The sequence below is a fragment of the Mycobacterium sp. M26 genome (assembly GCF_001494595.1).
Lineage (GTDB): Bacteria > Actinomycetota > Actinomycetes > Mycobacteriales > Mycobacteriaceae > Mycobacterium.
In genome coordinates this window covers 113,634-133,391 of sequence record NZ_LN929907.1, presented here as the reverse complement: position 1 = coordinate 133,391, position 19,758 = coordinate 113,634, and the positions used below count along the sequence as shown (strand labels likewise).

The 19,758-nt window shown below is 67.9% G+C and carries 21 protein-coding genes and 1 tRNA gene; 16 read left to right on the top strand and 6 right to left on the bottom strand.

Features of this window, described 5'->3' with window-relative positions; all coding sequences use genetic code 11:
• Nucleotides 1–25 precede the first annotated feature (25 nt).
• Nucleotides 26–1,186 (top strand): CaiB/BaiF CoA transferase family protein, encoded by a 1,161-nt coding sequence (locus tag BN3385_RS00730; RefSeq protein ID WP_059014151.1) that lies wholly within the window; start codon nt 26–28, stop codon nt 1,184–1,186.
• Here the strand turns inward: BN3385_RS00730 and BN3385_RS00725 are convergent.
• Nucleotides 1,172–2,233, bottom strand: coding sequence for a zinc-binding metallopeptidase family protein (locus BN3385_RS00725; RefSeq protein ID WP_059014149.1), 1,062 nt, complete (start codon nt 2,231–2,233; stop codon nt 1,172–1,174). The two genes, BN3385_RS00730 and BN3385_RS00725, sit on opposite strands and share 15 nt — an antisense overlap.
• A 48-nt stretch (nt 2,234–2,281) precedes the next feature.
• On the opposite strand from BN3385_RS00725, the gene BN3385_RS00720 reads away from it, so the two are divergent.
• The 3 genes from BN3385_RS00720 to BN3385_RS00710 all read left to right on the top strand — a co-directional run bounded on the left by BN3385_RS00720 (nt 2,282) and on the right by BN3385_RS00710 (nt 6,602).
• Nucleotides 2,282–2,887 carry a histidine phosphatase family protein gene (locus BN3385_RS00720; protein ID WP_059014147.1) on the top strand — a complete coding sequence of 202 codons (606 nt, stop codon included), beginning with the start codon at nt 2,282–2,284 and terminating at the stop codon, nt 2,885–2,887.
• 23 nt (nt 2,888–2,910) lie between these two features.
• Entirely contained in the window at nt 2,911–3,957 is a 1,047-nt protein-coding gene (locus BN3385_RS00715; RefSeq protein WP_059014145.1) for a phosphotransferase family protein, read from the top strand.
• 80 nt (nt 3,958–4,037) lie between these two features.
• Nucleotides 4,038–6,602: a coiled-coil domain-containing protein gene (locus BN3385_RS00710; RefSeq protein ID WP_156432472.1), complete on the top strand. Its 2,565-nt coding sequence runs from the start codon at nt 4,038–4,040 to the stop codon at nt 6,600–6,602.
• Nucleotides 6,603–6,612: 10 nt separating this feature from the next.
• On the opposite strand, the gene BN3385_RS00705 is transcribed toward BN3385_RS00710, so the two are convergent.
• Nucleotides 6,613–6,975, bottom strand: coding sequence for a LapA family protein (locus BN3385_RS00705; RefSeq protein WP_059014141.1), 363 nt, complete (start codon nt 6,973–6,975; stop codon nt 6,613–6,615).
• 163 nt (nt 6,976–7,138) lie between these two features.
• Here BN3385_RS00705 and BN3385_RS00700 point away from each other — a divergent pair, with 163 nt between their 5' ends.
• The 5 genes from BN3385_RS00700 to BN3385_RS00680 are packed head-to-tail and all read left to right on the top strand — an operon-like array spanning nt 7,139 to nt 11,187.
• Nucleotides 7,139–8,065 carry an ABC transporter substrate-binding protein gene (locus BN3385_RS00700; RefSeq protein WP_231748674.1) on the top strand — a complete coding sequence of 309 codons (927 nt, stop codon included), beginning with the start codon at nt 7,139–7,141 and terminating at the stop codon, nt 8,063–8,065.
• Nucleotides 8,065–9,165 carry an ABC transporter ATP-binding protein gene (locus tag BN3385_RS00695; RefSeq protein ID WP_059014138.1) on the top strand — a complete coding sequence of 367 codons (1,101 nt, stop codon included), beginning with the start codon at nt 8,065–8,067 and terminating at the stop codon, nt 9,163–9,165. The genes BN3385_RS00700 and BN3385_RS00695 overlap by 1 nt, the downstream gene beginning before the upstream one ends.
• A complete protein-coding gene (locus BN3385_RS00690) occupies nt 9,162–9,806 on the top strand; it encodes an ABC transporter permease (protein ID WP_059014136.1) in 645 nt (214 codons plus the stop codon). Before BN3385_RS00695 ends, BN3385_RS00690 begins: the two co-directional genes overlap by 4 nt.
• Nucleotides 9,803–10,591 carry an ABC transporter permease gene (locus BN3385_RS00685; RefSeq protein ID WP_059016253.1) on the top strand — a complete coding sequence of 263 codons (789 nt, stop codon included), beginning with the start codon at nt 9,803–9,805 and terminating at the stop codon, nt 10,589–10,591. The genes BN3385_RS00690 and BN3385_RS00685 overlap by 4 nt, the downstream gene beginning before the upstream one ends.
• A complete protein-coding gene (locus BN3385_RS00680) occupies nt 10,588–11,187 on the top strand; it encodes a putative glycolipid-binding domain-containing protein (protein ID WP_059014134.1) in 600 nt (199 codons plus the stop codon). Before BN3385_RS00685 ends, BN3385_RS00680 begins: the two co-directional genes overlap by 4 nt.
• On the opposite strand, the gene BN3385_RS00675 is transcribed toward BN3385_RS00680, so the two are convergent.
• Entirely contained in the window at nt 11,150–12,094 is a 945-nt protein-coding gene (locus BN3385_RS00675) for a prephenate dehydrogenase (protein ID WP_059014132.1), read from the bottom strand. The two genes, BN3385_RS00680 and BN3385_RS00675, sit on opposite strands and share 38 nt — an antisense overlap.
• Nucleotides 12,095–12,190: 96 nt before the next feature.
• On the opposite strand from BN3385_RS00675, the gene BN3385_RS00670 reads away from it, so the two are divergent.
• From BN3385_RS00670 to BN3385_RS00660, 3 genes are all read left to right on the top strand, one after another.
• The gene (locus BN3385_RS00670; RefSeq protein WP_059014130.1) at nt 12,191–12,709 is read left to right on the top strand and encodes a tRNA adenosine deaminase-associated protein; all 519 of its coding nucleotides are present in this window, start codon (nt 12,191–12,193) and stop codon (nt 12,707–12,709) included.
• A complete protein-coding gene (locus tag BN3385_RS00665) occupies nt 12,706–13,167 on the top strand; it encodes a nucleoside deaminase (protein ID WP_059014129.1) in 462 nt (153 codons plus the stop codon). The genes BN3385_RS00670 and BN3385_RS00665 overlap by 4 nt, the downstream gene beginning before the upstream one ends.
• A 28-nt stretch (nt 13,168–13,195) precedes the next feature.
• Nucleotides 13,196–13,286, top strand: a tRNA-Ser gene (locus BN3385_RS00660).
• Nucleotides 13,287–13,395: 109 nt separating this feature from the next.
• Here BN3385_RS00660 and BN3385_RS00655 read toward each other — a convergent pair.
• Nucleotides 13,396–14,316 carry a hypothetical protein gene (locus BN3385_RS00655; RefSeq protein WP_231748602.1) on the bottom strand — a complete coding sequence of 307 codons (921 nt, stop codon included), beginning with the start codon at nt 14,314–14,316 and terminating at the stop codon, nt 13,396–13,398.
• Between the two features lie 246 nt (nt 14,317–14,562).
• Between BN3385_RS00655 and BN3385_RS00650 the strand changes: the two genes are divergently transcribed.
• Entirely contained in the window at nt 14,563–14,853 is a 291-nt protein-coding gene (locus BN3385_RS00650; protein WP_059014125.1) for a hypothetical protein, read from the top strand.
• Here BN3385_RS00650 and BN3385_RS00645 read toward each other — a convergent pair.
• Nucleotides 14,847–15,383, bottom strand: coding sequence for a hypothetical protein (locus BN3385_RS00645; protein WP_059014123.1), 537 nt, complete (start codon nt 15,381–15,383; stop codon nt 14,847–14,849). The two genes, BN3385_RS00650 and BN3385_RS00645, sit on opposite strands and share 7 nt — an antisense overlap.
• A 133-nt stretch (nt 15,384–15,516) precedes the next feature.
• Between BN3385_RS00645 and BN3385_RS00640 the strand changes: the two genes are divergently transcribed.
• Nucleotides 15,517–16,878 carry a WS/DGAT/MGAT family O-acyltransferase gene (locus tag BN3385_RS00640; RefSeq protein WP_059014122.1) on the top strand — a complete coding sequence of 454 codons (1,362 nt, stop codon included), beginning with the start codon at nt 15,517–15,519 and terminating at the stop codon, nt 16,876–16,878.
• 61 nt (nt 16,879–16,939) lie between these two features.
• Here the strand turns inward: BN3385_RS00640 and BN3385_RS00635 are convergent, their stop codons facing one another.
• Entirely contained in the window at nt 16,940–17,446 is a 507-nt protein-coding gene (locus BN3385_RS00635) for a lipoprotein LpqH (RefSeq protein ID WP_059014119.1), read from the bottom strand.
• A gap of 161 nt (nt 17,447–17,607) precedes the next feature.
• Here BN3385_RS00635 and BN3385_RS00630 point away from each other — a divergent pair, with 161 nt between their 5' ends.
• Together BN3385_RS00630 and tgt are read left to right on the top strand one after the other, a co-directional pair.
• Nucleotides 17,608–18,510: a haloalkane dehalogenase gene (locus tag BN3385_RS00630; RefSeq protein WP_059014117.1), complete on the top strand. Its 903-nt coding sequence runs from the start codon at nt 17,608–17,610 to the stop codon at nt 18,508–18,510.
• Between the two features lie 20 nt (nt 18,511–18,530).
• Nucleotides 18,531–19,754, top strand: coding sequence for a tRNA guanosine(34) transglycosylase Tgt (tgt, locus tag BN3385_RS00625; protein ID WP_059014115.1), 1,224 nt, complete (start codon nt 18,531–18,533; stop codon nt 19,752–19,754).
• Nucleotides 19,755–19,758: the final 4 nt, after the last annotated feature.

Sequence of the window (19,758 nt, the reverse complement as noted above, 5' to 3'; positions counted from 1 at the left end):
TCGTGGCGCCAGTATTGTTCCGGGGATGGCAGGACCGCTGGATGGGATCAAGGTTGTCGAGCTCGGAGTCTGGGTGGCCGGTCCGGCCGCCGGGGGCATCCTGGCGGACTGGGGGGCCGACGTCGTCAAGATCGAACCGCCGACGGGTGATCCGGCCCGGCTGTTCGGCCGGATGCTCGGTATCGATGACGGCAGCAGTCCGCCGTTCGAGATGGACAACCGCTCCAAGCGCAGCATCGTCCTCGATCTGGGGACCGAGGAGCATCGGGCCGTTGCTCACGAACTGATCAGTGACGCAGACGTTTTCATCACCAATGTCCGCCCCGATGCGTTGCAGCGGCTGAGCCTGGACTACCCGGCGCTGTCCGAACGCAACCCGGGCCTGGTCTACGGACTGATCACCGGCTACGGCGAGACCGGACCCGACGCCAACCGGCCGGCTTACGACATCGCCGCCTTCTGGGCCCGGGCCGGGGTCGCAGCGCTGCTGACCAGACCCGGCGATGTTCCGCCGTTCCAGCGCGGTGGGATGGGCGATCACCTCACCGGGATGACGCTGGCCGCGGCGGTCAACGCCGCGCTGGTGGCGCGCGCCCGGACCGGGACCGGCCAGCTGGTCAGCACCTCGCTGTATCGCCAGGGCACCTACACGGTGAGCTTCGATCTCAACACGTTCCTGCTCAGCGGCTCACCGATCTCGATCGGGCAGCGCGAGTCGATGGGCAACCCCTGTATGAACAACTACGCGGCGGCCGACGGGCGGCGGTTCTGGCTCGTCGGGTTGGAGGCCGACCGGCACTGGCCACCACTGTGCCGCGCCGTACAACGACCGGAGTGGTTGTCCGACAGCAGGTTCGACTCGGCGCGCAACCGCGCCATCAACGCCCGCGAGCTCATCGCGGCCCTCGACGTGATCTTCGCGACCAAGACTCTCGACGAGTGGGCACAGATCTTCGAGGCCGAACCTGAGCTGTTCTGGTCGCCGGTGAACGAGATGGAGGACATCCTGGGCGACGAGCAGTTCTACGCCGGCGGCGGTCTGGTCGACGTGCCCGACGGCGACTCCTCGGTCCCGATGATCGCCACCCCGGCGGATTTCCACGGCACGCCCTGGGCGCCGCGGTCGGTGGCTCCCCGACTCGGTGAGCACACCGAGGAGATCCTGGCCGAACTACGCGAGCGCTGACTCCCGCACCAGGGTGTGCACGAAACCCAGCTTGGTGGCCACCGGATCGGTGATCTCGAAGGGGTACAACGGGTTCTTGCCCATCGCGGTGTTCACCCGGTTGAAGAACATCGAGATCCACTTCCAGTCGAACAGCAGCTTCTCCACCGGGGCGTCGGCGTAGGACTCGCACGGCACGATGTCACGCGGCCAGGCGAAGCGCACCCGGTCCTTGTGCAGCACCAGACCGCCCTCGCGGGCGGTGTCGATGGTGTCGGTGATGTGCAGGTAGTGGGCGAAGCATTCGGCGAAGTCCTCCCACGGATGCATGGTCGCGTACTCGGAGATGAACGACTCCTGCCAGTCCGCAGGCGCCCCGAACTCGTAGTGCCGTGCGATCGCATCGGAGTAGCTGGCCCGCTCGTCACCGAACAGCTCGCGGCAGCGCTCCAGATGGCGCTGCGCCCCGGGCCCGGTCTCGACGAGGATGTTCTGGTAGTAGTGGCCCACCTCGTGGCGGAAGTGGCCGAGCATCGTGCGGTAGGGCTCACCGAGGCGCACCCTCAGTGATTCCCGGTAGGAGTCAAGGGATTCCACCAGATCGATGGTGATCACACCGTTGGCGTGGCCGATCATGATCCGCTCGCCGGTGCTGTAGCTGGACAGCAGATCGAAGGCCAGGCCACCCTCGCGCTGCCAGTACGGCTCGATGGGCAGGCCGAGATCGTCGAGCTGGTAGACCAGCCTGCGCAGGGCCACCGAGGTGGGGACCAGCTTCTCCAGCGCAATGGTGTCATCGGGCTCCGGTTCACGGCGCATCAGCGAATCGGCCAGGCACCGGCCGCGCTGGCCGGCGGGCACGCTCTCGGGGACCAGCCAGTTGCAGCCCAGCGGTTCGGCCTGCGTGCAGCGCACCCAGCCGACCCCCTCGATCACCGCGGCCCCGTCGGTCAGTGCGACCATCGACTTGCTCGGCAGATGCAGGCCCAACGTGGCGCCGCAGGACGAGCAGTGATCGCGCTCGAACAAGGCGAAGTTCTGGCACACCGGACAGGCGAACGCGCGCATGGGCTTTATCGTTGCACGGGCCGCACCACCGAAAGGACGTCTGAACAGATGCAGCTGTTGCTCGTCAGGCACGCCCTGCCGCATCGCACGCAGGCGGGCGAAGGTTCGGATCCGGAGCTGTCCGACGATGGCTGGGAGCAGGCCCGCCGGCTGCCCGGCGCGCTGGCCCGGTATCCGATCACCCGGCTGGTGAGCAGCCCGCAGCGCCGCGCGATGCAGACCGCCGAACCCGTCGCGCAGGATCGGGGCATGACCGTCGACATCGACGACCGGCTCGCCGAGTACGACCGCGGCCTGTCCCACTACGTGCCGATCGAACAGGTCCGCGCCGAACGCCCCGAGGAGTGGGCCCGGATGGCCGCCGGTCACCTGCCCAGCAGCGTCGACGAGGACGCGTTCATCGACCGGGTGATGGGCGCACTGTCCGATATCGTCGCCGTCTCCGACCACGACGACACGGTGGCGGTCTTCAGCCACGGCGGGGTGATCAATGTGGTGCTGCACCGGCTGCTCGGCACCGCACGGCTGCTGTCGTTCCCCATCGACTACGTGTCGGTGACCCGGCTGCTGTACGCCCGCAACGGCCAGGCCACCGTGGCGGCGGTGAACACCACCGAGCACGTCTGGGATCTGCTGCCCCGCAACAAGCGCTGAGCGGCATCGGTTATACATAGCGGGTGACTGGACTCGACGGCCTGGACCTGACCGCTCTCGACCGGCATCTGCGCTCGGTGGGCATCCCGCGCACCGGCGAATTGCAGGCGCGGTTCCTCTCCGGCGGACGGTCCAACCTGACCTTCCTGGTCTACGACGACGTCTCCAAATGGGTGCTGCGTCGCCCACCGCTGCACGGGTTGACGCCCTCGGCCCACGACATGGCCCGCGAGTACCGGGTGGTGGCCGCGCTGGCCGGTAGTCCGGTCCCGGTCGCGCCTGCGGTCACGATGCGTGACGACGACTCGGTGCTGGGCGCCCCGTTCCAGATGGTCGAGTACGTCGACGGTCAGGTGGTGCGCACCCGCGCCGAACTGGAGGCCCTCGGTGGCCCGGACGTGGTGAGCGACAGCGTGGACAGCCTGATCAAGGTCCTCGTCGACCTGCATGAGGTGGACCCGGACGCAGTAGGCCTGTCGGACTTCGGCAAGCCCACCGGCTACCTCGAGCGCCAGGTGCGCCGGTGGGGGTCGCAGTGGGAGCTGGTACGGCTGCCCGACGACCCCCGCGACGACGATGTGCGGAGCCTGCACACCCAGCTCGCCGAATCCGTTCCCGCACAGAGCCGTACGTCGATCGTGCACGGCGACTACCGGATCGACAACACGATGCTCGACGCCGGGGACCCGACAGTGGTTCGGGCCGTGCTGGATTGGGAGCTCTCCACGCTGGGTGACCCGTTGTCGGACGCGGCGCTGATGTGTGTGCACCGCGACCCCGCGCTCAACCTGATCTTCGGCGAGGAGATGGCGTGGTCGGCACCGACGATGCCGTCCTCGGAGGAGCTCGCTCACCGCTACTCGGTGGTCTCGGGGAACCCCTTGGCGCACTGGAACTTCCAGATGGCGCTGGGCTACTTCAAATTGGGCATCATCGTTGCTGGTATCGACTACCGGCGGAGGATGTCCGCCGCTGACGAGGAAAATTCCGCAGCTGGCGCTTTGCTGACACAAGCCGTTGCGGTCTTGATTAGCGGAGGACTGTCCGCGTTGGCGAACCGTTCACTCTAAATTTTCTCATTAATCAACGACCTCACAGGCATCTACCAGCTAACTTCCTGCTGATCATCCAAATTGACGGGAAGGTCAGCATGGAGCCGTCGGTTCGTTCGCGTCTTGTCGCCGGGATTTCTGTGTTTGCTGCTGGGGCTCTCATCGCCGCCCCGGTCAACCTGGTGCCGCAGGTGGTCGCCGGTACGCCCGTCGCGCGGGTGAGCACCGACTCGACGGCGATACAGCAAGTGGCCCTTGCGGTTTACTTCGACCCGGTGAGCAGCCGCACCACCGTCGTGCCGACGGCGTCGACCACCTACACGGTGGTAAACCCGGTCGAGGCGACTGTCTACGCGGTTGGTGAATGGGTCGGGACGATTGTCGTGGGAGTGCCGACGACCCTGGTGCGGGGACTCGTCCTGGCAGCAGGTGAGTTCGGTGACGCCATCGGAGCGGGGAAGTCCCCGGCCGAGGCCTTCGTCGCTGCCGCGACACTCCTCAGGGAGGCGCTGGTTGCCGAAGCCCCCGATAAACCGAGTACGGACAACCCCTTTCCGCGGGGCGGTGCCATCACCCAGGTGATCGCCGCGACGGAAAAACTCCGCAAGCAGATCGTGGCTGCATGGTCCGGCGGTGCCAGCGCCGCTGAACTGGCTGCCGCCGAAGCGACATTGGCGGCAGCGACCAGTGCGGCCGAGCAGGCGGTGACCGAGGCTGCGGCGGCTCAGGCGCGGGCAGCCGCAGCGGCGGCCGACGCCACCGCCGCCCAAGCGGCTGCGCAGGCCGCCGCCGAGGCCGACGACGCGGCGGCTGCCGCGGCGCGCGATGCCGAGCAGACATTGGCCGAGGCACTGAGCAAGTCGGAGGATGCCGCGCAGGCCAAGGCCGCCGCCGAAAAGCGCCTCGACGAGGCGAAGAGTGCCATCAGCGGGTCCGAGAACGCTGTCGCAGAGGCTCTGAAGGACGTGGACGCGGCCAAGGCTCAGGCTGCCGACCTTCAGGTTGCGGCCGAGGAAGCGGCCAAGGCCGCCGACGAGGCCAAGGCGGCGGTGGCCCCGGACGTCGCGAAGCTGACCGAGGAACTCGACGCGGTCACCGCGAAGGCCAACGAAGCCCGGGCCTACGCCCAGAAGGTCGCCGACTATCAGGCTGCCATCGCCGGGAAGAAGGAAGCGCTCCTCGAAGCGTATGCCGCGGCCGTGCAGGACTACGAGACCAGCTCAGCTGCGGTCGACGCTGCCTCTGCAGCGCTATCGGATGCGCAAGCCGGCCTCGATGATGCCAAGCAGAAGGCCGCGGACGCGTCGGCGGTGCGTGAGCAGACGGCGGCCGATGCCGACGCGATCACCGAGAAGGCGGCGTTGTACGCCAAAGAGGCCGAGGTAGCGAAGGCGAAGGCGGACGAACAGCAGGCGATTGCCGAATCCGCGGCGGAGGCGGCCAACGCCGCCCTCGCCACCGCCCTCGATGCGGCGGCCAGAACGGACTTCCTGCAACAGACGGCGGCAGAGGCCTCCTTGGCGGCAGACGCTGCTGCCTCGCAGGCGGCACTCGCCCGGGCCTATGCCAACTCGCTGGCAACGCTGGCCCTCCTCGACCCGGACAAGTACTCGAACGCCGCAGAAGAGGCAAGCCTCGCTGCCTACAGCGCGGAGTCCCAGGCTCAGGGGCTCGCCGAGGCGGCCGCCAGAACAGCCGGAGATGCCGAACTCGCGGTTGAATTGCAGGCGGTGGCCGATGCTGCCAATGCCGCGGCGGCGCAGGCCGCCGAGGAAGCCCGTGCGGCCGCCCAGGAGGGCTCGGCCTATGCAACCAAGCTCCAAGAGCAAGCCGACGAGCTGGCCAGGGTTGCCGCGGATGCGCAGGCCAAGGCCGAGCAGGCGGCATTGGACGAAAGCGCTGCCGCCGACGCCGCGAAGCGGGCCAACCTCGCCTACGAGGCCGCCCAGAGCAGCCTGGATGAGGCGATCGCTGCCGTCACAGCGGCCAAGATCCAGCTCGAAACGTTGAAGAAGAACCTCGCGGAGACGGATGTCGCCCTGGCGCAGGCCACCGCGGAGGCCGACGAAACCAAGGCGACGGCCGACGCGCTGACCGCCGACCAAAACAAGGTTCAGCAGGCGCTCGACGAGGTCGAGGCTCCCGCGCGCGCGGCGGCCGAGAAGGCCGACGATGCGAGCGCGGCGGCGAAACAGGCGGAGGCGGCAGTCGATGACGCGGCCGCGAAACTCGCAGGCGTACAGAAGGACCTGGCCGCCGCCGAGCAGGCCGCCAAGGAAGCCGACGTCGACGTGACTGCGGCAACCGACGTTGCCGATCAGACGAAGGCCGCATCAGACGAAGCCGCGGCGGTCGCTGAGAAGGCGGCGCAGGCCGCCAAGGAGACCGCCGACGAACGGGCGGTAGCCAAAGCCCAGGCCACCGAGGCCGTCGCTGCCGCAGAGAAGCGCGCCGCCGAGGCCAAGGCTCGCGCCGAAGCGGCCGCCAAGGCGAAGGACACCGCGGCGGTGGCCGCTGCCGAGGTGGAGCGGATCCGGAAGGAGCTGGCCTCCGGTGGCGGCAGTACCCCTGGCCGGAGCCCGGCGGTGGGTCATACCGCCCGGCCCGAGAAGAAGGCCAGTGAGGCGAAGTCACACGCGGCCGGCGCGCGCTCGGCCCGTTAGGGCACCGGGGTCAGGCCTTCAGGGCCGCCTTGAGGTTCTTCTTCGCAGCCCGGCGCAACTGGAAGATGCGCGCTGCGCCGCCCAGCACAGCGACCAGACCGCCGCCCACGGCTGCGGCCAGAATCGCCACGCCCAGCGGCAGGGTCCAATGCCAGCCGAGAAAGGCGAATGAGGCCGACTCGGTGTTCTGTGCCACGAAGATCAGCAGCACGATCAGGATCAGGAACCCGAAGAAGATCGACGACCACAGGGCAGCCGCCCTGGTGAACCCGACCTCCGACACCGGCTGCGCCGGCGTCTTCGGGGTGTCCGCGGGTGGCGGTGGCGCCGGGGGCGTCGGCTCGCTGGGCGATACCGGCGGTTCGCTGCTCATGACGCCATCTTTGCCCCTTCCCGGTCAGAAAGAAACCACCAAACCCGCAACGAGACGATGACGCCTGCCGTGATCTAAACCAGGGCGCGTCCGCCGACGGGTCGATAGTGTCGGTTGAGGGTAGGGGTGGAAAGGACGCTCAATGACCGGTAGGTCGAAGCGAATGTGGTTGGCGGCGCTGCTGGTTGCCGTACTCGCACCGGCGACTGCGGGGTGCGGCAGTTCCAACCCGCTCGGCGGGGGTTCGGTGTCCGGTGATCTCACGACGTTGGTGGTCGGGTCGGCCGACTTCCCGGAGTCGAAGATCATCGCCGAGATCTACGCACAAGCGTTGGAGGCCAACGGCTTCACGGTGGGCCGTCAGTTCGGCATCGGCAGCCGGGAAACCTACATCCCGGCGGTGCGCGACCACTCCATCGACCTGGTGCCGGAATACACCGGAAATCTGTTGCAGTACTTCGATCCGAAGACCACCGTCACCACGCCGGACCAGGTAGAGTTGGCGCTGGTTCGGGCGCTACCCGGTGACCTGTCCATCCTGACGCCATCACCCGCGAATGACACCGACACGGTGGCCGTCACCCAGGCGACCGCGCAGAAATGGAACCTCAAGACCATCGGTGATCTCGCGGCCCACTCGGCCGAAGTGAAGTTCGGGGCGCCGTCGGAGTTTCAGAACCGCGCCGAGGGCCTGCCCGGACTGAAGGCCAAATACGGCCTGGACATCAAGCCCGACAACTTCATCGCCATCAGCGACGGCGGCGGTCCGGCAACAGTGCGGGCTCTGGTGGACGGAACCGTCACGGCCGCCGACATCTTCAGCACCTCACCGGCGATCCCGCAGAACAATCTCGTCGTGCTTGAAGACCCGAAGAACAACTTCCTGGCCGCCAACGTCGTCCCGTTGGTGAGTTCCCAGAAGAAGTCCGACGAACTCAAGAAGGTGCTCGACGCGGTCTCGGCCAAGCTCACCACGCAGGGGCTGATCGAGCTCAACACCGCGGTGTCGGGCAACTCGGGTGTTGATCCCGACGAGGCCGCGCGAAAGTGGATCAGCGACAACGGGTTCGACAAGCCGATCGGGAAGTGATGATCACCTTCGACAAGGTCACCAAGACATATCCGGACGGCACCGTGGCCGTCGACGACCTCACCCTGGAGGTGCCGACCGGAACGCTGGCGGTGTTCGTCGGCCCCTCCGGATGCGGCAAGACCACCTCGATGCGGATGATCAACCGGATGATCGACCCGACGTCGGGCACCATCACCGTCGACGGCCGGGACATCGCCGGTGTGGACCCGGTCAAGCTCCGGCTCGGCATCGGATACGTCATCCAGAGCGGCGGGCTGATGCCGCATCAACGCGTCATCGACAACGTGGCGACCGTGCCGGTGCTCCGAGGCGAATCCCGCCGCGCCGCCCGCAAAGCCGCCTACGGCGTGCTGGAACGGGTGGGCCTGGACCCCAAACTCGGTGACCGTTACCCGGCGCAACTGTCCGGTGGTCAGCAGCAGCGGGTGGGGGTGGCCCGGGCGCTGGCCGCCGACCCGCCGATTCTGTTGATGGACGAGCCGTTCTCGGCCGTCGACCCGGTGGTGCGCGACGAGTTGCAGGTCGAAATCCTCCGTCTGCAAAGCGAATTGCAGAAGACGATCGTGTTCGTCACCCACGACATCGACGAGGCGGTCAAGCTCGGTGACCGGGTGGCGGTGTTCGGGCCCGGCGGTGTGCTGCAGCAGTACGACGCCCCGGCGCGACTGCTGACCAACCCGGCCAACGACTTCGTCTCGGGTTTCATCGGAACCGACCGCGGCTATCGCGGATTGCAGTTCTTCGGTGCCGCCGACGTCCCGTTGCATCCCGTGCAGACCGTCACCGAGGACCAGATCGACGCCCTGACGCTCGCCCCGGGACAGTGGCGGCTGGTGCTCAAGGCCGGCGGTGCGCCGTATGGCTGGATCGACGCGGCCGGCGTCGATCTGCACCGCGGCGGCGCCTCGCTCTACGACAGCACCATCGCCGGGGGCTCGCTGTTCGGGCCCGGTGGCACCCTGCGCGCCGCGCTGGACGCCGCGCTGTCCTCGCCCTCGGGCGTGGGGGTGGCCGTCGACGCCGAGGGATCGGTGCGCGGCGGCATCCTGGCCGATGACGTCATCGACGCCCTGGAAGCCCAGCGGAGGAGCGGATGAACTATCTGCTCACCCACCTGGACAAGGCGTGGGCGCTCACCGTCATCCATCTGCGGCTGTCGCTGATCCCGGTGGTTCTCGGCCTGCTGATCGCGGTGCCGCTGGGTGCCTACGTGTGGCGCAGCACCCCGCTGCGCCGGTTGACCACCGTGACCGCCAGCATCATCTTCACGATCCCGTCACTGGCGTTGTTCGTGGTGCTGCCGCTGATCATCCCGACCCGGATCCTCGACGAGGCCAACGTCATCGTCGCGCTCACCCTGTACACCACCGCACTGTTGGTCCGTGCCGTTCCCGAGGCGCTCGACGCGGTACCCGGGCAGGTCCGGGACGCGGCCACCGCCGTCGGCTACACCAGGTTGGCCAGGATGCTCAAAGTGGAACTGCCGCTGTCGATTCCGGTGTTGATCGCCGGACTGAGAGTTGTTGCGGTGACGAACATTTCGATGGTGTCGGTCGGCTCGGTCATCGGTATCGGCGGACTGGGCACCTGGTTCACCGAGGGATATCAGGCTGACAAGAGTGATCAGATCATCGCCGGGATCATCGCGATCTTCCTGCTGGCGATCGTCATCGACGTCCTGATCCTGTTGGCCGGCCGGGCCATCACCCCGTGGGCGCGGGCGGGGGCGGCGTCGTGAACTTCCTGAACCAGGCGCTGGCCTACATCTTCACCGCCGCCAACTGGGGCGGCAAAGCCGGACTCGGCGCTCGCATCCTTGAGCACCTGCAGTACACCGCGGTGGCCGTGGTGGTCTCGGCCCTGATCGCCATCCCGGTCGGTCTGCTGATCGGGCACACCGGCCGCGGCACCTTCCTGGTGGTCACCGGGGTCAACGCGCTGCGCGCACTGCCCACCCTCGGCGTGCTGCTACTCGGGGTGCTGCTGTGGGGGCTGGGCCTGCTGCCGCCGACCATCGCACTGATGCTGCTCGGCATCCCGCCACTGCTGGCCGGTACCTACGCCGGGGTGGCCAACGTCGACCCGAGGGTGGTCGACGCAGCCCGCTCGATGGGGATGACCGAGACCCAGGTGCTCACCCGTGTCGAGGTGCCCAACGCGCTGCCACTGATCCTGGGCGGGCTGCGCACCGCCACCCTGCAGGTGGTGGCCACCGCGACGATCGCCGCCTACGCCAGCCTCGGCGGGCTGGGGCGCTACCTGATCGACGGCATCAAGATCCGCCAGTTCCACATCGCGTTGGTCGGTGCGCTGCTGGTCACCGTGCTGGCACTGGTGCTCGACGGACTGCTGGCGCTGGCGGTGTGGGCCTCGGTGCCCGGATCCGGCCGGTGGCGGCGGCTGCCGCAGCCTCTGCTCGACGACGAGGTCAGTGTCGAGTCGAAAGCACCCACGTCACAGATGGGCCGCACTTGGCGACCTGGCTACGAACGCGGCGACCCGTCGCTTACGGTAGACGGGTGAGTGCAGCCAAAGATGCGACCGACAGCGCTTGGCCGAAGACCCTGACCTGGCGCGCCTACGACGCTTCGCGGATGGAATCGACCCGCGTCCAGCTGTCCGGAAACCGGATCAAGGCCTACGGCCGAATCGTGGCGGCCGCCGCTGGTACGCACCCCGCCTTCAGCGCCTCCTATGACCTGGTCACCGATGAGAGCGGGGCCACCAAACGGCTCTCGCTGAGCATCACACTGGCCGAGCGGGACCGGCAGCTGTCGATCGCCCGCGACGACGAGAACATGTGGCTGATCACCGACCACCAGGGCCAGTCCCGCGGCTCCTACGAGGGTGCGCTGGACGTCGACGTGGTCTTCAGCCCGTTCTTCAACGCCCTGCCGATCCGGCGCACCGGGCTGTATCGCCGGTCCGACTCGGTGACCCTGCCGGTGGTCTACGTCAACCTGCCCGACCTGACGGTCAGCCAGGCCTCGATCAGCTACAGCAGTTCGGGAGCCGATGGCGACGGCATCAAGCTGCACTCGCCGGTGGCCGAGACCACCATCACCGTCGACTCCGACGGATTCATCCTCGACTACCCGGGCCTGGCAGAGCGGATCTGATCACCGCGCCCGACCGGCCGGCGGCGGCGAGCTCCTCGCGCCAGTTCTCCTCACCCAGCACGATCGTGACGATCTGCGGGCGCGAGAAGCTGTCGTAACGGGCCCGGGCGGCATGCCCGGCCTCCACCAGTTCGGCCACCGAGCCCTTGTCCGCCAGCGTCGCGCGGGTGTGGGTCAGCAGTTCCAGGGCGCGATCCAACAGCGGCAGCAACTGCTCGGCGTTGGCCTCGCACATCGCCCGCACCAGATCCGGTGAGGTGGCCGCCACCCGGGTGCCGTCGCGGAACGATCCGGCCGCCAGCGAGAAGGCCAGCGGTACCTCACCTGCGGTGATGGCCAGGGCCTCGGCCAGCAGATGCGGCAGATGCGAGATGCTGGCCGCCGCGGCGTCGTGCTCATCGGACTTGGCCGGGACCACGACGGCACCGCAGTCCAGCGCCAGATGCATCACCTGCGCCCATACGCCGGCGTCGACGTGCTCGTCGACCGACAGCACCCACGGTGCCCCGGCGAACATCCGGCCGTCGCCGGCGGCCCAGCCGGAGTGGGCGGTGCCGGCCATCGGGTGCCCACCGACGTAGCGGTCGAGCAGACCCGCCGAGCGGACCTCGTCGAGCACCGCACCCTTGACGCTGATGACGTCGGTCAGCGGACAGTCACGGGCCACGTCGGCGACGTGGCGCAGCATCAGCCCGACCGCGGGCATCGGCACGGCCAGCACGATGAGGGCCTGGCGCTGCGCCGCCCAGGACAGCGCTTCGGTGAGGTCGGTCGCGGCGTCGAACCCGTCGATCTTGGCGGCGTCCGCCCCCTCCACCGACCGGTTGTAGCCCATCGCTTCGCGTCCGGCCGCCACCGCCGCGCGCATCACCGATCCGCCGATCAGCCCCAGCCCGAGCACGCACACGGGAGTCTTCGTCACGTCTTCCAGGTTGGCACATCACACCGGGGCGCCACCGATTACCTGGTCAAAAGGCCTGCTCAGCGACTAGCGTATGCGGCCATGGAGGCACAGCGGGCGTCAGCAACGGGGTCATCGGACGCCCCGGACGGCTTCGGCGTGGCTGTGGTCCGCGAAGAGGGCAAGTGGCGGTGCTCGCCGCTGAGTGCCACGGTGCTGACGAGCCTGAGTGCCGCTGAGACCGAGCTGCGCGAATTGCGCAGTGCCGGTGCGGTGTTCGGTCTGCTCGACATCGACGACGAGTTCTTCCTCATCGTGCGCCCCGCGCCGTCAGGCACCCGGCTGTTGCTGTCGGATGCCACCGCGGCGCTGGATTACGACATCGCCGCCGAGGCGCTGGAGACGCTCGACGCCGACATCGCCCCGGAGGATCTGGAGGATTCCGATCCGTTCGAAGAGGGTGATCTCGGGGTGCTCTCCGATATCGGCCTGCCCGAGGCCGTATTGAGCGTGATCCTCGACGAGACCGATCTGTATGCCGACGAACAGCTGGGCCGGATCGCCAGGGAGATGGGGTTCGCCGATGAGCTGGCTGCCGTCTTGGACCGCCTCGATCGGTGAGCTCTGACTCTTCGCTGATCCGTGCGGCGATCGAGGCCGCCGCAGCTGCCGGTTCCGAGGATGTGCCCATCGGTGCGGTGGTCTTCGCCCCGGACGGCACCGAGCTGGCCCGGGCGGCCAATGCCCGCGAGGAGTTGGGTGACCCCACCGCGCACGCCGAGATCCTGGCGTTGCGCGCGGCAGCTCAGGTGTACGGCGACGGGTGGCGGCTGGAGGGCACCACACTGGCGGTGACCGTCGAACCGTGCACGATGTGCGCCGGTGCGCTGGTGATGGCGCGGGTGGCCCGGGTGGTGTTCGGGGCGTGGGAACCCAAGACCGGTGCGGTGGGCTCACTGTGGGACGTGGTGCGCGATCGGCGGCTGACGCATCGGCCGGAGGTGCGCGGCGGTGTGCTGGCCGACGAGTGCGCCGCGCTGTTGGAGGCCTTTTTCGCCCGTCAGCGCGATTTGGGTTAGCCCGGCCGCGACCCGTAAGCTTGCCGACGGTGGCGTGTCCGAGCGGCCTAAGGAGCACGCCTCGAAAGCGTGTGACGGGTAACCCCCGTCCGAGGGTTCAAATCCCTCCGCCACCGCCATAGACAAAGCCGGCTCTCCCATTGCGGGAGAGCCGGCTTTGTCGGTAGGTCACTTCGACTGTGCGGTTTCATCCGCAACACGCCGAGATGAGCGGATGAGGACGCACACTCACGGCTTGGACGCGGTGATGCCCTTGCCCGAGATCCGGATGCGGTTGCGGCTGCCCGGCCCCGCGGTCACCGTGTTGTCCTCGCCGCGCACCATCGCCGAGTTGCGGTCCGACGTGCCGGTGGGATTGGTCGGGTCGCCGACCCGCACGGTGTTGTTCTCGCCGAAGACGATGGCCCGGTTGCGATTACCGCCGCCGGCGTTGGCGACGTTGCCCTCGCCCAAGACGATCGTCTGGTTGCCGTCACCGAAGGTGGCGACCGAGTTGTTGTTCCTGCCGAACACCATGACGCGGTTGCGATTACCGGTGCCGGCGAAGGCCCCGTTGCCGCGGCCGAAGGCGGTGGCGCGGTTGAAGTCACCGTCGACGGCCTTCACGGAGTTGTCCTCGCCGACGGTCATCGCCAGATTGAAATTGCCGTAGACGCCTTGGGTCTGGGAACCGGCGTAGGCCTCGTTGTTGTCACCCATGGCCCCGGCGATGTTGAAGCTACCCCCGGTTGCCGTCGACTTGCTTCCGGTGTCGCGTGCCATGGCGACGTTGAAGTTGCCGCTGTTCGCGTTGGCCGACCCGCCCCTTGAGGAGACCGCGATGTTTCCGACACCCTGGTCGGCCACAGCCACGCTGCCGTCACCGCGGGCGATCGCCGTGCTGAACACGTCGGTGGGCAGGCTCCCGGCTACCGCCTGGGCGTTGGTCCCGACCGCGAAAGCCAACCCGAACAGGCCCCCGGCGGTGGCCGTGGCGCCCGGTCCGAACGCCACCGCCAATCCCAGCAAACCCGTCGAGGAGCAGCTGGCCGAACCGGTGTGCATGTTGACCGAGCCGAACGCCACACAGCCGTCGGCGGCCTTCGCCGGCGCGGGCGTGCTCACCGCCAGCGTGGTGGCGGCCGCTGCGCCGATCAGAAGTGCGCCCATCCGGCGCACGCCATCGTTGGTCGCTGTCCGTGAATACATGAATCCCCCCATTCCATCGACGGCCTCCGTTGGCCGTCTGCGCGGAACTTAACTCGGCAAGCTTCGATGTACCGGGATTTCGGCAAAATATTGACGCTTGTGTCTAATTCCTGGGAGGTGGCTGTGCGAAGCCGTGAATCGGCGGCCAACACGGTCGATTCCCAGGAAGCTGACCTACCCTGGCGTCATCGACGAAGGGGGTTGGGCATGGCGACGATGTCACATCGCGGCCGGCGACTGATCTACGGCGCGGTCGGCCTGGCGATCGCTCTGACCCCGGCGGTGGCAGCCGGTGTCAGCGGTCCGGGTCCGCAGGTGCTGGCCCAGTGCCAGGACACCGATACCGAGGACAGCTTCTCGATGAACTGCGCCCCGACCGTCATTCCGGACACCAGCGATCAGCTGACCGAGGCGGAGGTCGCCGAGCCTGGTTTCAACGCCGTCCCGGGCGGTCCGCATGACGGCGGCGGCGGTGGTGGTGGCGGCGGTCATCACTGACCGAGGTCCTCATTGAGGATGCGCTTGGCCGTCGTCAGGTGATCGATCGCCCGGGCGAGGTAGGTCTGGTAATTCGAGGAGTCCTCGGGTTGCCGGGAGTTGGCGAACCGCAGGCACGCGTGGGTGGCGGTGTTGAGATCGTCGATCATGCTCTGCAGTTCGGCCGTCAGGGCGGGATCCGGCGTGGGCAGATCGGCCTGCAGACCGACGGCGTTGGTGTCGTGCAGCCGCTGACACCCGGCTCGGACGCCCGCTTCGTCGTTGCGGTCCGACGCCCCGGAGACCTCCTCGAGGGCTTGCGCTGACTCCTTGAAGTGCTCACCGGCGCGCGATTCCCACGCTCGCACCGCCACCGCGAGAGGGGACGGGACCACCGGCGCCGTCGAACTCGACGTGGTCGCAGGCCCGGCGGTGTCGGCGACGGGGTGGCGGGCCATGCCGATGAAAGCCACCACCAGAAGCCCGAACCCCACCAGGGTGGCCCCGACGAGAACGGCTACCGCCGCCTGCATGCGCCGATTGGCTGCCATGGCTTCACAGTGCGCCCGAGTCGGTTCGGGCAGACAGGGTCTTTGGACCTGACGATCCACCCGAATGGCATCGGCGGCGAATAGCGAACCGGTGTAATGGGCACACGGGTGGCATTGAGCGTGGAGGGAAGCGATGGAACTGATTTCACCGACCGATTCGATGTTCCTGTTGGCCGAGTCGCGGGAGCATCCGATGCATGTCGGCGGATTGCAATTGTTCGAGCCGCCCGAAGACGCCGGTCCAGAATTCATTCGCGACATCTATTCGGCGATGTTGACCTTCGAGGATGTCCAGCCGACGTTCCGCAAGCATCCCGGTGAATTGTTCGGCGGTATCGCGAATTTGGCGTGGTCCTTCGACCATGACATCGACCTCGAATATCACCTGCGCCGGTCGGCGTTACCCTCGCCGGGGCGGGTGCGCGAACTGCTCGAGCTGACCTCGCGGCTGCACGGCACCCTGCTGGACCGGCACCGCCCGCTGTGGGAGGCCCACCTCGTCGAGGGTCTCAACGACGGACGGTTCGCGGTGTACACCAAGGTGCACCATGCACTGGTCGACGGTGTCTCGGCGATGAAGATGATGCGCCGCGCCCTGTCCGACGACCCGCAGGACACCGACCTGCGGGCGCCCTGGAACATCGGTCCGCGTCAGCGGACGAAGACCGTGTCACGGTCCTCCCGGCTGGGTGGTCTGGCCAGGGCCGCGGGATCGGTTGCAGGACTTGCCCCTTCGGCGCTGACGCTGGCCCGGGCGGCGCTGCTCGAGCAACAGCTCACCTTGCCGTTCGGTGCGCCGAAGACGATGTTCAACGTCCCGATCGGTGGAGCCCGCCGCTGCGCGGCGCAGTCCTGGCCGATCAAGCGCGTCGTCGCGGTCAAGGACGCCTCCGGCGTCACGGTCAACGACGTCATCCTGGCCATGTGCGCCGGCGCGCTGCGCGCCTACCTTCTGGAGCAGGACGCGCTGCCGGACCGGCCGCTGGTGGCGATGGTGCCGGTGAGCCTGCGCTCCGAGGACGACACCTCCAGCGGCGGCAACCAGGTCGGTGCGATCCTGTGCAGCCTGGCCACCGACCTCGACGACCCGGCCGAGCGGCTGGACACCATCCACGCCTCGATGCGCGGCAACAAGGAGGTGTTCACCCAGCTGCCGCGGCTGCAGCAGTTGGCGTTGTCGGCGTTCAACATGGCGCCGCTGACCCTGGCGCTGGTGCCCCCGCTGGCGCAGGCCGCCCAGCCGCCGTTCAACCTGGTGATCTCCAATGTGCCCGGCGCCCGTGAGCCGCTGTACTGGCGCGGGGCCCGGCTGGACGGCAACTATCCGATGTCGATCGCACTGGATGGTCAGGCCCTCAACATCACGCTGTCCAACAATGCCGACAATCTGGACTTCGGGCTCGTCGGCTGCCGCCGCAGCGTCCCGCATCTGCAACGGCTGCTCGGGCACCTCGAGGATTCTCTGGCCGGATTGGAAGAGGCCGTCGGCGTCTAGGCGCCGAACGAGAAGGCGGCGACGACCCCTCAGGTCGCCGCCGCCTCGTCTCGGTCTGCCGCTAGGGGCAGGTGACCTCGATCTCGAAGGGCTTGTTGACCGGCTGCATCGGGTTGGCCATGTCCACACCCGTCGCGGTTCCGGTGATCTTGAAGTTGTTGCCGTCCTTGGTCGCGGTGGCCGATGCGCCGCCCGGCACACCTTCCGTGTAGCCCAGGGTCACGCCATTGACGTTGCCCAGTCCGACCGACTTGACCTGCGAGGCGTCCTCGCTCAGGACGACGGCGATGCCGGTGGCGGCCTCACCGATGGCGATGTTGTAGTTGCCGGCTGCCGTCGCGCAGACGACCTGGCCGTTGATGGTCTGGGGCTGACCGTCGATGGTCACCTTGGCGGTGCTGGCACCGGAGCTGGCGCTCGGGGCCGCCGCACTCGACGAGGCGCTCGCCGCCGCAGAGCTCGACGCGCTCGACGTCGACTCAGCTTTCTTCTCTTCCTTGGAACAGCCGGACAGGCCGGCGACCAGAACTGCAGCGCCGGCTACGGCCACCACAAAACCACGATTCACCGATTTCTCCTTTGTTGAAGTGACCCGTCGACATTGACGGATCATCGGGACGATTATGGGTCGCGGTTTGCCAGTGATGGCCTGAATGAGCGAAATTGCCATTCGCCTTTCCGCGCCCGACGTGGCAATTTCGCGCCTCGCAATCGGTATCGTCGGGCAGCGTGCAGACGCTGCGTACACCCGATGATCGGTTCGCTGAACTTCCCGACTTCGGCTATTCGCCGAACTACGCCGACCTCGATGACGGCGAGGGCGCGACCGTGCGCGTCGCCTGGGTGGAGTCCGGCCCCGCCCACGCCGACCCCGTGCTGATGCTGCACGGCGAACCCACCTGGTCCTTCCTGTACCGCAAGATGATTCCGATCATCGCCGCCGCCGGGTACCGGGTGATCTGCCCCGACCTGGTCGGCTTCGGCCGCTCCGACAAGCCGACCCGGCTCGAGGACCACACCTACGCCCGCCACGTCGAATGGATGCGGGCGCTGGCCTTCGACGTCCTCGACCTGCGTCGGGTGACCCTGGTGGGCCAGGACTGGGGCGGGCTCATCGGACTGCGGGTGGCCGCCGAGAACATCGACCGCTTCAGCCGCATCGTGGTGGCCAACACCGGTCTGCCGACCGGGGACATCAGCATGCCCGAGATCTGGTGGAAGTTCCGCGAGGCCATTCAGACCGCGCCGACCGTCGACGTCGGGCGGTTCGTCGAATCCGGCTGCCGGCGTCCGATGAGCGATGAGGTGCGGGCCGGCTACGACGCGCCGTTCCCCGACGACGGCTTCACCATCGCCGCGCGTGCGATGCCCGGCCTGGTGCCCACGAGTCCCGACGACCCGGCCTCGGAGGCCAACCGCCGGGCGTGGGCGGTGCTGGCGGCCAGTACCGTGCCCATGCTCGTCGCCTTCAGCGACGGCGACCCCATCACCGGCGGCATGGCGCCGATCTTCCAGCAGCACATGACCGGCGCCCAGGGCATCGAGCATCCGACGATCCACAACGCCGGCCACTTCCTGCAGGAGGATGCCGGCGAGGACCTGGCCCGGCACATCGTGAGCTTCCTCGGGTAAGCCGCTGGTTAGATGTCGGCGTGCCCTTTTTCACCGTCGACGCGGAGCTCCCCGGCCGGCGGGGACGCAGCGGGGTGATCCACACCCCGCACGGCGACATCCACACCCCCGCGTTCATCGCCGTCGGAACCAAAGCCACCGTCAAGGCCGTACTGCCCGAGACGATGCGCGATCTCGGTGCCCAGGCCGTGCTGGCCAACGCGTATCACCTGTACCTGCAGCCCGGCCCTGACATCGTCGACGAGGCCGGTGGTCTCGGTGCGTTCATGAACTGGCCCGGGCCGACGTTCACCGACAGCGGCGGGTTCCAGGTGCTCTCGCTGGGTGCGGGGTTCCGCAAGGTGCTGTCCATGGATGCCAACCGGGTGCAGGCCGACGATGTGATTGCCGAGGGTAAACAGCGGCTGGCTCATGTCGACGACGACGGCGTCACGTTCATCTCGCACCTCGACGGCTCGACGCACCGGTTCACCCCGGAGGTGTCGATGCAGATTCAGCACAAGATCGGCGCCGATATCATCTTCGCGTTCGACGAGCTGACGACGTTGGTGAATACCCGCGGCTACCAAGAGGAATCGGTGGCCCGCACCCACGCCTGGGCGCAGCGCTGCCTGACCGAACACCGGCGGCTGAGCGCTGCACGGCCGGAGCGGCCCGCGCAGGCCTTGTTCGGGGTGGTGCAGGGCGCGCAGTACGAGGACCTGCGCAGGCAGGCCTCCCGCGACCTGGCGGGTCTGGTCGACGCCGAGGGCCGCGGTTTCGACGGCTACGGCATCGGGGGAGCGCTGGAGAAACAGAACCTGGCCACCATCGTCGGCTGGTGCATCGACGAACTGCCCGACGACAAGCCCCGGCATCTGCTCGGGATCAGCGAGCCCGATGACCTGTTCGCGGCGATCGAGGCCGGAGCGGACACCTTCGACTGCGTGTCACCGTCTCGGGTGGCGCGCAATGCCGCGGTGTATTCGCCGGCCGGACGGTTCAACATCAACACCGCCCGGTTCCGGCGGGATTTCACCCCCATCGACGACGAGTGTGATTGCTACACCTGCGCGCACTACACCCGGGCCTACCTGCATCATCTGTTCAAGGCCAAGGAGATCCTGTCGGCCACGCTGTGCACGATTCACAACGAGCGCTTCATCATCCGGCTCGTCGATCAGATCCGCGCGGCCATCACCGCCGGGGAATTCGACGACCTGCGCGATCACGTCCTGGGCCGCTACTACGGGTCGTCCCGCTGACGTT

Bases quoted from the DNA above. Each gene is read 5' to 3' on its own strand.
- BN3385_RS00670 (WP_059014130.1), top strand. From the start codon at position 12,191: ATGGAGGCACAGCGGGCGTCAGCAACGGGGTCATCGGACGCCCCGGAC.
- BN3385_RS00720 (WP_059014147.1), top strand. From the start codon at position 2,282: ATGCAGCTGTTGCTCGTCAGGCACGCCCTGCCGCATCGCACGCAGGCG.
- BN3385_RS00695 (WP_059014138.1), top strand. From the start codon at position 8,065: ATGATCACCTTCGACAAGGTCACCAAGACATATCCGGACGGCACCGTG.
- BN3385_RS00690 (WP_059014136.1), top strand. From the start codon at position 9,162: ATGAACTATCTGCTCACCCACCTGGACAAGGCGTGGGCGCTCACCGTC.
- BN3385_RS00640 (WP_059014122.1), top strand. From the start codon at position 15,517: ATGGAACTGATTTCACCGACCGATTCGATGTTCCTGTTGGCCGAGTCG.
- BN3385_RS00725 (WP_059014149.1), bottom strand. From the start codon at position 2,233: ATGCGCGCGTTCGCCTGTCCGGTGTGCCAGAACTTCGCCTTGTTCGAG.
- BN3385_RS00705 (WP_059014141.1), bottom strand. From the start codon at position 6,975: ATGAGCAGCGAACCGCCGGTATCGCCCAGCGAGCCGACGCCCCCGGCG.
- BN3385_RS00655 (WP_231748602.1), bottom strand. From the start codon at position 14,316: ATGGGCGCACTTCTGATCGGCGCAGCGGCCGCCACCACGCTGGCGGTG.
- BN3385_RS00650 (WP_059014125.1), top strand. From the start codon at position 14,563: ATGGCGACGATGTCACATCGCGGCCGGCGACTGATCTACGGCGCGGTC.
- BN3385_RS00710 (WP_156432472.1), top strand. From the start codon at position 4,038: ATGGAGCCGTCGGTTCGTTCGCGTCTTGTCGCCGGGATTTCTGTGTTT.
- BN3385_RS00645 (WP_059014123.1), bottom strand. From the start codon at position 15,383: ATGGCAGCCAATCGGCGCATGCAGGCGGCGGTAGCCGTTCTCGTCGGG.
- BN3385_RS00700 (WP_231748674.1), top strand. From the start codon at position 7,139: ATGTGGTTGGCGGCGCTGCTGGTTGCCGTACTCGCACCGGCGACTGCG.
- BN3385_RS00730 (WP_059014151.1), top strand. From the start codon at position 26: ATGGCAGGACCGCTGGATGGGATCAAGGTTGTCGAGCTCGGAGTCTGG.